This window comes from Pseudofrankia asymbiotica (assembly GCF_001983105.1).
Taxonomy (GTDB): domain Bacteria; phylum Actinomycetota; class Actinomycetes; order Frankiales; family Frankiaceae; genus Pseudofrankia; species Pseudofrankia asymbiotica.
On the sequence record NZ_MOMC01000010.1, the window covers coordinates 42,537 to 56,989 of the forward strand.

The 14,453-nt window shown below is 74.3% G+C and carries 7 protein-coding genes; 1 reads left to right on the forward strand and 6 read right to left on the reverse strand.

Features of this window, described 5'->3' with window-relative positions; translation table 11 throughout:
- Position 1: 1 nt before the first annotated feature.
- Entirely contained in the window at positions 2 to 367 is a 366-nt protein-coding gene (locus BL253_RS05135) for an ATP-binding protein (protein WP_076814038.1), read from the reverse strand.
- Between the two features lie 160 nt (positions 368 to 527).
- Entirely contained in the window at positions 528 to 2,906 is a 2,379-nt protein-coding gene (locus BL253_RS05140; protein WP_076814040.1) for a SpoIIE family protein phosphatase, read from the reverse strand.
- Positions 2,907 to 3,269: 363 nt separating this feature from the next.
- Here BL253_RS05140 and BL253_RS05145 point away from each other — a divergent pair, with 363 nt between their 5' ends.
- Positions 3,270 to 6,986, forward strand: a complete 3,717-nt coding sequence (locus tag BL253_RS05145; protein ID WP_476644103.1) for a HAMP domain-containing protein — start codon at positions 3,270 to 3,272, stop codon at positions 6,984 to 6,986.
- Between the two features lie 116 nt (positions 6,987 to 7,102).
- Here the strand turns inward: BL253_RS05145 and BL253_RS05150 are convergent, their stop codons facing one another.
- The 4 genes from BL253_RS05150 to BL253_RS05165 all read right to left on the reverse strand — a co-directional run bounded on the left by BL253_RS05150 (position 7,103) and on the right by BL253_RS05165 (position 14,248).
- Positions 7,103 to 8,545: an amidase gene (locus tag BL253_RS05150; protein WP_076814043.1), complete on the reverse strand. Its 1,443-nt coding sequence runs from the start codon at positions 8,543 to 8,545 to the stop codon at positions 7,103 to 7,105.
- Positions 8,546 to 8,721: 176 nt separating this feature from the next.
- Positions 8,722 to 9,657, reverse strand: a complete 936-nt coding sequence (locus tag BL253_RS05155) for an SDR family oxidoreductase (RefSeq protein WP_076814045.1) — start codon at positions 9,655 to 9,657, stop codon at positions 8,722 to 8,724.
- Entirely contained in the window at positions 9,654 to 11,123 is a 1,470-nt protein-coding gene (locus BL253_RS05160; protein WP_241834546.1) for an FAD-binding oxidoreductase, read from the reverse strand. The genes BL253_RS05155 and BL253_RS05160 overlap by 4 nt, the downstream gene beginning before the upstream one ends.
- Positions 11,124 to 11,209: 86 nt before the next feature.
- The gene (locus BL253_RS05165; protein ID WP_076814047.1) at positions 11,210 to 14,248 is read right to left on the reverse strand and encodes an ATP-binding protein; all 3,039 of its coding nucleotides are present in this window, start codon (positions 14,246 to 14,248) and stop codon (positions 11,210 to 11,212) included.
- Positions 14,249 to 14,453: the final 205 nt, after the last annotated feature.

Genomic DNA, 14,453 nt, shown 5'->3' on the forward strand with positions numbered 1-14,453 from the left:
GTTAACGACCAAGCCAGAACCAGACGGTCTTCCCCCCGTCGCCGTGCACGTTCGTGCCCCAGCCGGCCGCGAGCGTCGCGACAAGATGAAGGCCGCGGCCACCGGACGCGCCCAGGCTCACCGGCCAGTGAACCGGCCACCGACGGCTGTCGGCGTCTCGGACGCCGAACCAGACCACCAGGTCGTCGGCCCGCACCTCGACCTCGGCCGCGCTGCCCGCGTGCACGACCRCATTGGTCACGATCTCGCTCAGCAGCAGGATCGCGTCGTCGACCAGGGCCGGCTCGCATCCGTGCCGGGTCAGTACCTCGGTGGCCCGCCGCCGGGCGATCCGGGCCGACTCGGGACTGGCGGGCACCGTGAACATATCGAGCACCGCGCCCCGMGGAGGACTGTGGGAAGGTCTCCGAGAGCGGGACTCGCCCGGCGGTGGGACAGTCAGCCTCACGGCGCGACCACCTTCTCTCGATCCGTCTGAAAGATGCCGATCCGGGTCTTACCCGGCGGAACGGCGGTATCACCCGCAGTTAGGCCAACAACTCGACGATGACCAGACAGGTGTCGTCGTCGGTGTCCGGCGTGCAGCGCGCGAGCAGGAAGTCCGCCCGTCGCCCGACGTCCGGGTGGGGCGCGGCGGCGAGACGCAGCAGGTCACGCAGCGACTCGTCGAGGCCGGTTCCGCGCCGCTCGACGAGTCCGTCGGTGTAGAGCAGCAGGGCGTCGCCAGGTGTGAGCTGCGTTACGGTCTCCTCGTAGGAGACGTCGGGTTCGACACCCAGCAGCAGGCCATCGGGGACCGGGAGCGCCTCGGCCCGGCCGTCGCGGACCAGGACGGGTGGCAGGTGCCCGGCGCGCGCCCAGCGCAGGGCGCGGTCCTCCGGCCGGTAGAGGCCGCAGACGACGGTGGCGGTGATGTCGTCGGTGAGGTGGCAGGCGACGTTGTTCAGCCACCGCAGCAGCTGCCCGGGCCCGGCGCCGGTGACGGCGAGGCCGCGCAGGCCGTTGCGCAGCGCCGTCATTCCCGCGACCGACCGGATGCTGTGGCCGGCGACATCGCCGACGGCCAGCAGGATCTGCCCGTCGGGCAGCACCAGGGCGTCGTACCAGTCACCGCCGACCAGGCTCTCCTGCTCGGCGGGCCGGTAGCGGACGGCCACGGCGAGGCCGCTGGTGGTCAGCAGCGGCTGGGCCTCCGGGAGGATCGCCTTCTGGAGGGCGAGCGCGAGCATGTGCTGGCTCGCGGCCCGCGCCTCGGAGTCCGCGAGCTGGCTCTGGGTGGCGTGCAGGACGAGTTCGGTCCGGTACTGGTCGGTCAGGTCCTGGTAGACCCCGCGGACGGCGACCAGGGTGCCGGCGGTGTCGGTGACCGGCTCGGCGAACGTGCGCCAGTGCCGCAGCCCGCCGTCGGGCAGCAGGACGCGGAAGGAGGCGCTCGCCGCCCGGCCCAGCCGCAGCAGCGCCGTCCGGAGGTGCTCGAACGCGTCCCGGTCCTCGGCGTGGACGAGCGGGTGCAGGTCCTCGAGCGCGATCGGCGGCGCCGACCGCGGGAGGTGGAAGAGGTCGTAGGTGTTGTCCGTCCACCGGATGGCCCCGCTGCCGACGTCCTCCTGCCAGCCGCCGAACCCGCCGAGCCGCTGGACATGGGTGCCCAGCGACGCCGGCGCGTCCGCCCCGTCGGTGAACCGCCAGCTGATCGCGACCCCGTCGGCGTGCCTGGTCACGCGGATGTCCATCTCGCGGCTGACGATCACGTCGCCGACGAGGCAGAGCAGCATCGTGCGGTCGGCCGCGTACGGCGCGCCGGTGCCCAGCACATCGACCGCCCGCCCGAACAGGCCATCGTCCGCGCCCATCAGGGGATAGAGGTCGAGCAGCCGGGCGCCGCGCACCTCGTCCGCGGGCAGCCCGGCGGGGTCGACGAAGTCGCGGTTGACATGGGTGACCCGGAAGTCGACGACCTCGCCGGCGTCGTCGCGCATGGCCTGGGCGAGCAGGACCGAGCCGGCGAGCCCGTCCAGCAGGGCCGGCAGCCAGGCCTCCGGCACCCGGCCAGCACCGCCGCCGCCGGCAGCGACGGTGGCACCAGCACCAGCACCGGCCGCGCCGTCGCCCTCCTCGACGCGCGGCCGCAGCGCGCGCTGGCAGATGTCGGCGAGGGCGGCGAGCTCCCGCAGCAGGCGGGTGCCGTCGCCGTCCAGCGGCCGTGTCCAGCAGATCTCGACCGCGCCCACCAGGGTGCCGGCGTTCAGCAGCGGCAGCGCGGCGCGGGCCCCGGCCCAGGAGCCCAGCCTCGGAGGCGGCGGGCGATCGGCGTATCCGTCCTCGTCCGCCGGCGGCGTTCCGGCCGGCCACCACACCGGCTGCCCCTGGGCGACCGCCCTGGTGGGCGCGCAGTCCAGCTGCGGGGGTATCCGCCGCCAGCGGCTCGCGTCGAGTGCCGTGAGGCCGTGCTGTCCCACCAGGGTGAGCGCGCCGTCCGGTTCCAGCATCCAGAGGGCGATGGCGCGGGCTCCGTGGGCGGCCAGGCCCTCCCGCAGCACCGCCCGGGCGACCGCGTCGCCGTCCGCCGCGTGGTCCGCCGTCGTGGTGGCACGCCAGAGCCGCCGCCAGGCCCCCGCCTTCGCGGGGGCGCCGGCGATGGTGGGCCGCGGTTCGCCCAGCAGCTCGGCGGCGAACTCGGCCGGGCTGACGCCGGCGGTGTGCGCGAGCCGCTGGAGCTGGTCGGCGGCGTCGGCCGGGGAAGCGTTGAGCCGCGCCACGAGGAGGCCGACGGCCAGGTCCACGAGGTGGGCGCCGGAGGCCCGGGCTTCCAGCTCGACGATCCGCTGCCGTTGCCGGATGACGATGTCGAGGAGCCGGTTGCGGCGTTCTGGCGACGGCTCGGGCTCCTGCGGCGTTCGGGCCACCCTTCTCCTCTTGCTTGCCCTCGTGAAGGCTTCTCACCTGCGGGCTGCTATGGCGCCGCTTACCCTACTGGGGTGCCATTCATAGCCGGATGACATGGCCGTCGGGTGTGCCGAGAAAGATCATTCTCGCACATTCGGTGGCCGTCGGAAGGCATGATGGCTGCCAATGTGCTACCGCAGTCGCCGTGCCGTGCCGGCATCTGAACACTCGCAGGGAGGACGTCGGTGAGCGACACCCTGGTTCCCACGAAGGCCTCGCCCGCCAGGCCCGACGACAGCGCGCTGCGTCAGCTGCTCGCCGGGCTCACCGCGGTGCGCGGAGGTGACTTCGGCACCCGCCTGCCCCAGGTGGGTGACGAGCTGATGGACGAGATCGCCGTGGTCTTCAACGGCATGAACGACCAGCTCGCGCTCTTCACCTCCGAGGTGACCCGGGTGGCCCGTGAGGTGGGCAGCGAGGGCAAGCTCGGCGGCCAGGCCGAGGTGCCGGGGGTGTCCGGGTCCTGGAAGGACCTGACCGACAACGTCAACGCGATGGCCGGCAACCTCACCGGCCAGGTCCGCGACATCGCCCAGGTCGCGACGGCGGTCGCCCGCGGAGACCTGTCCCAGAAGATCACCGTGCAGGCCCGCGGCGAGATCCTGGAGCTGAAGAACACCATCAACACGATGGTCGACCAGCTGTCCTCGTTCGCGGACGAGGTGACCCGGGTGGCCCGTGAGGTCGGCACCGACGGCCGGCTCGGCGGCCAGGCTGACGTGAAGGGCGTGTCCGGCACGTGGCGGGACCTGACCGACAACGTCAACGCGATGGCCGGCAACCTCACCAGCCAGGTCCGCTCGATCGCCCAGGTGGCGACGGCGGTGGCGAAGGGTGACCTGTCGCAGAAGATCCGGGTCGACGCGCGCGGGGAGATCCTGGAGCTGAAGGAGACCATCAACACGATGGTCGACCAGCTGTCCTCGTTCGCGGACGAGGTGACCCGGGTGGCCCGTGAGGTCGGCACGGACGGACGCCTCGGCGGCCAGGCCAACGTGCGGGGCGTGTCGGGCACCTGGAAGGACCTGACCGACAACGTCAACGTGATGGCGTCCAACCTGACGGACCAGGTGCGCTCGATCGCCCAGGTCGCCACCGGCGTCGCCCGCGGCGACCTGTCCCAGAAGATCACAGTCGAGGCGAAGGGTGAGGTCGCGGCGCTCGCGTCGGCCATCAACACGATGGTGGACACGCTGGGCGCCTTCGCCGACGAGGTGACCCGGGTGGCCCGCGAGGTCGGCACCGACGGCCGGCTCGGCGGCCAGGCGAGCGTGAAGGGCGTGTCGGGCACCTGGAAGGACCTGACCGACAACGTCAACTTCATGGCGAACAACCTGACCAGCCAGGTCCGCAACATCGCCCAGGTCACCACCGCGGTCGCCCAGGGCGACCTCACCCGCAAGATCGACGTCGACGCGCGCGGGGAGATCCTGGAGCTGAAGGAGACCATCAACACGATGGTCGACCAGCTGTCCTCGTTCGCCGCGGAGGTGACCCGGGTGGCCCGGGAGGTCGGCACCGACGGCATCCTCGGTGGCCAGGCCACGGTCGAGGGCGTGTCCGGCACCTGGAAGCGCCTGACGCAGAACGTCAACGAGCTGGCGGGGAACCTCACCCGCCAGGTCCGCGCCATCGCGGCGGTGACCAGCGCCGTCGCCACCGGCGACCTCACCCGCTCGATCACCGTCGACGCGCAGGGTGAGGTGGCCGAGCTCAAGGACAACATCAACGCGATGGTGCGCTCGCTGCGCGACACGACCCGGATGAACGAGGAACAGGACTGGCTGAAGACCAACCTGGCGCACATCGCCGGGCTGATGCAGGGCCACCGTGACCTGGCGACCGTCGCGCAGCTCGTCATCGACGAGCTGACCCCGCTCGTCGGCGCGCAGCACGGCACGTTCTTCCTGGTCGACTCGGTCGACTCGGTCGACGAACCCGCGTTCGCTCTCATCGCCAGCTACGGCTACCAGCCCTCGCCGGCGACGCCTCGCCGGTTCGGCCTCGGCGACTCCCTGATCGGCCAGGCCGCCCGCACCCGGCGCACCATCGTGGTGGACCAGACCCCCGTCGACTACATCACGATCGGTTCGAGTGTCGGCCGGGCCGCGCCCGTCGCCCTCGTCGTGCTGCCGATCGTCTTCGAGGACCAGGCGCTGGGCGTCATCGAGCTGGCGTCGTTCTCCCCGTTCACCGGGGTCCACCACGCGTTCCTCAACCAGCTCACCGAGACGATCGGCGTCAACGTCAACACGATCGTCGCGAACGCCCGCACCGACGCCCTGCTGGTGGAGTCCCAGCGGCTGGCCGGCGAACTGCAGGCCCGGTCGGAGGAGCTGCAGTCCCGCCAGGAGGACCTGCAGAGCTCGAACGCCGAGCTCGAGGTCAAGGCCGATCTGCTCGCCCAGCAGAACCACGACATCGAGGTCAAGAACGGCGAGATCGAGCAGGCCCGCCAGGAGCTGGAGGAACGGRCACGCCAGCTGGCGCTCGCCTCGAAGTACAAGTCCGAGTTCCTCGCCAACATGTCGCACGAGCTGCGCACGCCGCTCAACAGCCTGCTCATCCTGGCCGGCCTGCTCGCCCGCAACCCGAAGGGCAACCTCACCGCCAAGCAGGTCGAGTACGCCCACGTCATCCACTCGGCGGGCTCGGACCTGCTGCAGCTCATCAACGACATCCTCGACCTGTCCAAGGTCGAGGCGGGCAAGATGGACCTGCACGTCGAGCCGGTCGCCGTCGCCTCGGTCGTGGACGACCTGCGCGCCACGTTCGCGCCCGTCACCATCGAGAAGGGCCTGCGGCTCACCGTCGACGTGGCCCCGGACGTGCCCGACCGCCTGCTCACCGACCAACACCGGCTCGCGCAGATCCTGCGCAACCTGCTCTCGAACGCGGTGAAGTTCACCGAGCAGGGCCGCGTCGACCTGGCCATCACGATGGCCCCGGCCCCGGGTGCCACCGCGGGCGACCACATCCTGTTCGCCGTGACGGACACCGGGATCGGTATCGCCGAGGAGAACCTCGACCGGATCTTCGGCGCCTTCCAGCAGGGTGACGGCACCACCAGCCGGCGCTACGGCGGCACCGGCCTGGGACTGTCGATCTGCCGTGAGGTCGCGACCCTGCTCGGCGGGGAGATCCGCGCGCGCAGCGTCTACGGCAGCGGAAGCACCTTCACCCTGCGGCTGCCCACCACCCCGCCGGCCGAGCTCACCGGCGCCGAGCCGGGCCGCGACGCCGTGCCGGCCACCGCCCCGGGCACCGCGGCGGGCGCCCTGGGGATCTTCGCGGCTGGTGCCGTGTACAAGGCAGCGGTCGGCCAGGCCGGCATGGCCGGGGCCGCCGACGGAGGCCTGCCCGGCCCGGTGGACCAGACGCCCGGCGACGCCACGGATGACGCGACCGCCGGCCCGCCGTCCGTGGACCCGCGGCCGCCCGCCGCGGGACCGCGCACCGTCGGTGCCCGGACGGCTCCCGAGGACCGGCCGGCCCACGTGCCGAACCAGGGCGGCCGCGCGGACCTTCCACCCGCCGGTGACCTGGCCGCGGCCGCGCGCCCCGCGGCGCGCAACGGTCAGCCGGCCGCGGCGAGCGCCGCCGCCGAGGCCGCCGCCGCGAGTGAGGAGGAGGACATCCTGGTCGGGCGGTCGGTTCTCGTCGTCGACGACGACGTCCGCAACGTCTTCGCGATCACCAGCATCCTCGAGTTCTACGGCGCGACGGTCGACCATGCCCCGGACGGCCKGAAGGGGATCGAGAAGTTGCTGGTCAACCCGTCGACCGACCTGGTCCTCATGGACGTGATGATGCCGGAGATGGACGGGTACACCACGATGGCCGCGATCAGGGCCATGCCCCGGTTCGCCGACATCCCGATCATCGCGGTCACCGCGAAGGCGATGCCCGACGACCGGCAGAAGTGCCTCGACGCGGGCGCCACCGAGTACGTCACCAAACCCGTCGACGTCGACGAGCTGCTGGCCCGCGTCCAGGACGTGCTGGCCCCGCCCGTGCCGGGCGCCTGGCTCGCCGGCTGACCGCTGACGTGCCGCCGCCCGACATGGGGCGGCGGCACGACGACGGCGTGGTGGCCAGGGCTACCGGCTACCGGGTGCCCGGCGGCTCGGCCATCCGGTAGCCCGGACAGCGATGGTCACGCGCGGTCGACGGCGAGCGGTGGCCGGCGGTCCCGCCAGGGCATCGCCTCCTCCAGCGCGGCCGCGACGCGCAGCAGCAGGTCCTCCCGTCCGTGCGCGGCGATGATCTGGACGCCGATCGGCAGCCCGGCGGCGCTCTGCCCGAGCGGCAGGCTCACCGCCGGCACGCCGGTCACGTTCGCGACGCTGGTGAACGGCCCGAAGTCGAAGATCGCGCGAAGCCAGCTCTCGACGGTGTGGCTCGGGTCGTCGTAGTCCAGCGTGCCGTGCGGCACGGGTGGGCGCGCGAGCGTCGGGGTCACCAGCAGGTCGTACCCGGCGAGGAAGCGGTCGAGGTCGCGGGCGACCCGGCCGGCCGCGTCCAGGCCCATGACGAGGTCGATGGCGCCGGCGTCCCGGGCGTCGGCCAGGACCCGCCGGGAGACGGCCTCGAGGCGGTCGGCCGGAGGCTGGCGGGGGGCCAGCAGGAAGGGGGCGGCCACGCCGATCGCCTCGGTCACGCAGGCCCGGATCACGTCGTCCCACACCAGCGGCGGCGACGCCTCCTCGACGTGGTGCCCCAGCGCGGCCAGCGCCCCGCCGGCGCGCACGACCGCCGCGGCCACCTCGGAGTCGACCGCGGCGCCGGACCAGGCCTGGGTCATGACCGCCACCCGCGGGCCGCCGCCCGAAGGCCGGCCGGCCCACGCGGCGGGCAGCACCTCGTCCGCGTAGGGACGCGCGGGCGGGGGCGCGGCGAACGCGCCGCCGGCCGCGGGCCCGTGCACCGCGTCGAGCAGCGCCGCCGCGTCACGCACCGTGCGGGTCAGCGCGAACTCGGAGAGCATGCCGAACGCCGCCCCGCCCAGCCCGGCACCCGTCGGCGTCCGGCCGCGGCTCGGCTTGAGGCCGACCAGGCCGCAGCAGGACGCCGGGACCCGGATCGACCCGGCGCCGTCGTTGCCGTGGGCGACCGGGACGGCGCCGGCCGCGACCAGCGCGGCGGAGCCCCCGCTGGAGCCGCCGACCGTGCGCGACGGGTCCCAGGGATTGCGGACCGGGCCGTGCAGCAGCGGCTCGGTGGTGAAGCTCAGCCCGAGCTCCGGGGAGATCGTCAGGCCGAGCGTCGCCAGGCCGGCGGCCCGGAAGCGGCGCATCAGCTCATGGTCGGCCTGGGCGGGGACCCCGGGTCCCAGGCTCCGGCTGCCGCACCGGAACCGCACCCCCGCGGCCATCGGCCCCGTGTCCTTGATGAGGAACGGCACCCCGCCGAGCGGTCCGTGCGGGTCGTGGTCCAGCGCCGGGCCGAACAGGGGCGCGGCCAGGGCGTTGCACCTGTCGTGCGCCCACGCCAGCGCCTCCCGCGCCGCCGCCTCGACCTCGACGGCGCTCACCTCGCCCTTCGCGATCAGCGTCCGCAGACCGACGGCGTCATGACACGCGTATTCGTGAAGATCCATGGGTTGTCTCGTCTCCGGGCGGGCGCCGCGGGCGCCCGCCCCACGTCGTTCCAGGTCAGGGCATGGGACGGTGGCCCGGCCGGGCTCGGATGACCGAGCCGGGCCGGGCTGGCACCGCGTCGCTACGCCGTCAGACTCGGGCGGGGACGTACCTGGAGAGACTCATCGAGGAATCTCTACGCCAGGTCGCCCGCCTCTGCCAAGGCAATATCGGCGCGGCCGTCCTCGCCGCCGCGCCCGTCGCCGGAGCCGGCCGGTCCGAACAGGTGGGCGTGGTCGCGGGCGAAGTCGGTGATCGACCGGGGTGCCCGGCCGGTGACGTCCCGCACGTCGGTGGTGGTCGTCGCCATCCACCCCGTCCGCTGCGCGGCGAAGATCGCGACGATGGCGTCGACGACCATCGGCGGCAGCCCGTCGGCGGTCATGGCCGCCCGGGCGTCGTCGTCGCCGACATGGACGTAGCGGACGTCGCGACCGGTGGCCGTGCCCAGCTCGCGGGCGACGCGCTCGAAGGTGATCGCCTCCGGTCCCGTCAGGGTGTAGGCCCGGCCCTCGTACCCGTCGCCGGCCAGGCACTCGACAGCCACGTCCGCGACGTCGCGCGGGTCGACGAAGGAGATCTCGGCGGTGCCGGCCGGGGCGAACAGCATGCCCATGCTCGCGACGGCCGGGGCGTAGGCCAGCAGGTTGGTCAGGTAGGTCCTCGGGCGCAGCAGCACCAGGGGCAGACCGGACGCGGCGAGATGCCGCTCGATGACGCCGTGCCAGCTGTCGAAGACCAGCGGCGAGGCGGGGTACGGGTCGGGGCCCGACAGCTTGACGACGCGGCCGACGCCGGCGGTCACCGCCGCGTCGATGGCCGCGCGCTCGTGCCCGACCTGCCCGGGGACGTTGCCGCAGGCGAGGAAGAGCCGGTCGACGCCGGACAGGGCGCGGGCGAGCGCGTCGCCGTCGGCGAAGTCGCCGACGGCGAGCTCCACGCCAGGGCCGAGAACGCCGGCCGCCGCGCCGGCGTCGCGGACGAACGCCCGCACCGCCACGCCGGCCTCGGCGAGGCCGCGCACGACGTGCCGGCCGACGGTACCGGTCGCGCCGGTCACCAGGATTTTCATCGGGAGACTCCCTCGCTCGTGGGGATGGTCAGCTCGCTCGTGGGGGTGTTCGGGTCGCTCGTGGGGGTGTTCGGGTCGCTCGTGGGGATGTTCGGGTTGAGCCGGAAGACGTTGGACGGGTCGAGGCGGTCCTTGAGCGCGGTGAGCCGGCCGAGGCGGTCGCCGTAGGCGGCCTCGATGCCGGCCGGGCCCTCGTCGGACAGGAAGGTGGCGAACTGGCCGGCGCTGTCGGGCCGCAGCCGCGCCCACCCCTCGCGCGCCCAGGCCAGGTGCCGCTCCGGGTCCGGGTCGCCGGGGCGCCAGTTCGCGATCATGCGCAGCTCGAACCCGGGATCGCGGGGACCGACGGCCGTGGCGTCCGCGCCCACCCGGCTGACCGCGCCGCCGATCATCCACCCGTTGAGCAGCGACAGCGGAGACGTGATCGAGGCGACGAGGTCGACCACGACGTCGATCGCCGTGTCGGACAGGTAGCGAAGCCGGTGGGAACGCCAGTACGAGCCGTTCCCCGGCGAGGCGCTGACGTCGAGCAGCGACTGCAGGGCGCGGTAGGGGACCGGCCGGACGAGGTCGCCGATCGGCGTTCCCACCGCGCGCAGGGGCGCCAGCGCCGCGGCGCCCTCGGCGAGGTCGCCGCACCACACGGGCAGCAGCCCGAGCACCGGGGTGCCGTACCGCTCGGCTGGCAGGAAGGGCATCGGGGGAGCCAGCATGGCGACGATCGCGACGCTGAGCTCGTCGGGTGCCGTCGGCGCGAACGCGCGCAGGAAGCGCAGCACCCGCGGGGCCTGGTCCAGCGGCCAGAAGACCGGCCCGCCGAGGACGACGGGCCCGACCGGGTGCAGGCCGTACTCGAACGCGGTGACGACGCCGAAGTTGCCGCCGCCGCCGCGCAGCCCCCACAGCAGCTCCGGTTCGGTCGTGGCGTCGACCCGCAGCCGGTCGCCGTCGGCGGTGACCAGGTCGGCGGCCAGCAGGTTGTCGACGGTCAGCCCGTGCCGGCGCATCAGGTGCCCGAACCCGCCGCCGAGCGTCACCCCACCGATCCCGGTGGAGCTGACCGACCCGCCGGTGGTGGCCAGGCCGTGCCGCTGGGTCGCGAGGTCGAACTCGGCCCAGGTCAGGCCGCCCGCGGCACGCACGGCGCGGCCGGCGGGGTCGACCGACACGGCCTTGAGCTGCGACAGGTCGATCACGATGCCGCCGTCACACACGCCGTACCCGAGCACGGAGTGGCCACCGCCGCGGACCGCGATCGGCAGGTCACGCTCGCGGGCGAACCGGATCGCCGCCTGGACGTCGTCGGTGCCGGCGCAGCGGGCGATCAGGGCGGGCCGGCGGTCGACGGCGCCGTTCCAGACCTGGCGGGCCTCGGCGTAGCCCTCTTCGCCCGGTCGCAGCACCGTCCCGCGGAAGTGGCGGCGCAGCGCGTCCGGTGGATCGCGGTGCAGGGTTGATGTGGTCATGCGGGCAGGGTGCGCGGGCGGGCGTTCCGCGAGCGTTCCTCGACGCCGGTCTCAGCGTTTGGCGGCCTCGCCGTTCGGCTGGCTCGTCAATGCCTGACAGGCCCGTCCGCGTCGGGTGGCCCGGTGCCCAGCTCGGCCAGCGCCATCGCGTCCCAGACCCGTACCCCGTCGGCCAGCAGCCGTCGGGCGGTCTCGCGGCTCTCACCGTCGAGCCCGGCGGCCCGCGCCGCGGCCAGGCGGATACGCAGCAGCATCGCGGGCACGCCGGGCGCGGTGTCGCGGGCCGGGTCGGCCAGCGCGGCGTCGATGCGTGCCAGGCCCGGCCCGGCGGCGCCGTCGAGCAGGTCGAGATAGCTGGTCATCGCCTCGGTGATCAGGCGGACCGGCGGCGCCTCGACCCGCTGGCGCACCGCCGCGAGCTCGGCGACCCGCCGACGCAGCGATGGCAGGTCCGCCAGGTCCAGGTCGAGTATCGCGGCGAAGAGCAGGGCCCCGGCGAGCGTGAACGGGTGGTTGACCGCGTGCGCCAGCTCCAGTGAACGGCACTGGGACTGGCGCGCCTCGGCCACGTCGCCGAGGCAGAAGCACACGTGCGCGAGGCGGGCGAGGCAGAGCACCTGCGGGTCCTGACCGTAGGCGAGCAGATGCGCGGGCCGGTTCTCCGGCCGGTAGCGGGCGATGGCGGCGCGCAGATGATCGCGAGCCGCCGCGGCCTCGTTGCGCCAGGCCGCCGCGACGCCGCGGACGAAGTCACCCTCGACGGCGAGCACGTCGTCGCTCTCGCCCAGAGCACGCAGCTGCCCGCCGTACTCGAGGGCCGCGTCGAACTCCCCGCGCGACAGCACGGCCATCGCGCGCGCCCGCAGCAGGGGAGCCGCCGGTTCGGCGCCGAGCCGCGCGGCGAGGTCGAACGCCCGGTCCAGGGCCGTCCGCAGCCGCGGGGAGGCGTACCCGTCGGCCGCGCTCAGCGGGCCGGGCAGCGCGGTCAGCAGCGCCAGCTCGCGCTCGTCGCGGGCCGGGGACGCCGGCGCGGACCGCAGGAGTTCCCAGGCCCGGTGCAGCAGGTCCGCGGCCTCCGCGTCGGCGTAGCGGCGCCCCGCGGCCTGGGCGGCGCGCGCGTACCAGTCGACCGCCTCGTCGCGGGCGCCCGCCTGGTGGAGGTGGGCGGCGATCTGCCCGGCGACCTCGTCCGACTGGCCGGCGTGGATGTCCTGGAGCGCCCGGGCGAGCAGGAGATGGCTGTGGCGACGCCGCGGCGGCGACATCATCCGGTAGGCGACCTCGCGCAGCTTGCCATGGCTGAAGTCGTAGGTGTCGCCGCCGCTGGTGAGCAGCAGCCGACGCCGCCACAGCTCGTCGAGGTCCCGGGCGGCCTCGTGCTCGCCACGCCCGTGGATCCTGACGAGCAGGTCGACGGAGACCGACGATCCCGCCGCGGCCGCCATGCTGATCAGCTCCCGGGCGCTGTCGGCCAGCGGCAGCAGCCGAGCCTCCAGGACGGCCTGCACCCGCGGTGTGAGCACCCGCGGCCCGTCACCGCGCCAGCCCGCCGCCAGCGCCTCCACCACGAACAGCGGGTTTCCCTGCGTCTCGTCGTGGAGCCGGTCGGCGTCCGCGCGGTCCAGGTCGTGCCCGAGCCGCCCGGCGAGCGCGGCTGTCTCCGCGCGCTCCAGCCGGCCCAGCGTCAGCTCTGTGCAGCGGCCGAGGACGCGCAGGCCGGCGAGCAGGCCGTGCAGTGGGTGCCCGGCCTCCGTGTCGAGCAGGCGAGCCGTCCCGACCACGAGCAGCGGCACCGGTGGGTCGGCGCGCACCAGGTAGTGCAGGAACCGCAGGGTCGGGGCGTCGGCGGCGTGCAGGTCGTCCGCGACCAGCAGCACCGGGCCGGCGCCGGCGCTGGCGGCCGCGCGCAGGGCGTCCGCGGCCGCGTCGAACAGCCGCAGGCGCGAACCCGGCTCGGCCGGGGCCGCCTGGGCCGCCAGCTCCGGCAGCAGCGGGGCCAGCGCCGCGACCTGCGCGGGGGCGAGACGCCCACGCCACCGGGCCGCGCCCAGGTCGCGCAGCCAGGCCGCCACGGGGGCGTACGCCAGCGCTCCCTCCGCCTCATACGACCGGGCGTGCGCGGTGATCGCGCCGTGGCGCGCGGCCCAGTGCCGGAGCTCCTCGACCAGGCGGGTCTTGCCGACGCCGGCCTCGCCGGTGACGACAGCCAGGTGGGGTACGCCGGCACCGGCGTCGCGCCACAGCTCGGTCAGCCGCCGCCGCTGCGCCTGGCGCCCGACGAAGGCCGCGGCTCCGCTTGCCGCCGGCGCGTCGTCGCCCCTGGGCAGCAGCGTCTCGTACAGTGCCCGGGTCCGCGCGGACGGCTCGACGCCCAGCTCGTCGGACAGCGTGGCCACACACTCGTGGTAGGCGTTCACGGCCCTGGCCCGGTCGCCCTGCGCGTCGTACAGGCGCATCAGCCACCGGTAGGGCGCCTCGGCGAGGCGGTCGTGGCGGTGGGCGCGTTCCGCGTGGCCGACCGCGGCGTCGATCTCGCCGCGCCCCTCCAGCAGCGGCACCAGGCGGGCGAGGACCGCCATGAGCCGCTGGCGGTACTCGTCCCGGTCGGCGATCAGCCATTCGTCGTACCAGCCGTCGAGCAGGTCGCCCGCGTACAGGTCGGCCGCCAGCCGCAGCCCTTCCAGCACGTCGGGGTCGTTCTCGTCGGACCTTGCGTTCTCGCTGGACCGTGCGTTCTCGCCGGGCTGGGGGGCCTCGCCGGAGTGGGCGGTCCCGCCGCGCCGGGTGCTCACGCCGGACCGGGCGACCGCCGCGTCGAACGCCATGAGGTCGGTGGAGAACCCGCGAAGCGACAGCGTCCGCGCGGTCACCTCGACGTGGTGGTCCGCGGCGGGAAGCACGGAGCGCAGCGTGTGCAGCACGTGCCGCAGGTTCGTGCGGGCCTGCTGCTCGGTGGAGTCGGGCCAGAGGAGGAACGCGACCTGCTCACGCCGCTGCGGGGCGCCCCGCCGCAGCGCCAGGTACGCCAGCAGCGACTGCGCCCGCGACGACGTCATCACGACGGGCGTCCCGCCCGAGCGGACCTCGAACGCGCCGAGCAGGCGTACCTCCAACACGTCGCTCATTCTCGCCCGAGATCTCCGGCCGGACCAGCGAGTTGACCGGTGCCAGGCGCCGACCGGAGACCCTCGACGGAAAGGAACTCATCAGCCGGACCGATCACCTGGATTCTGGAGGAGCCCGGTCCGGGCCGGCGGCCCGGGCGAGGGATCTCACGACGACCGCCCGGATCCGGGTCGGCCCGGCTGGGCAGTTCAGCCGGGCAGTTCA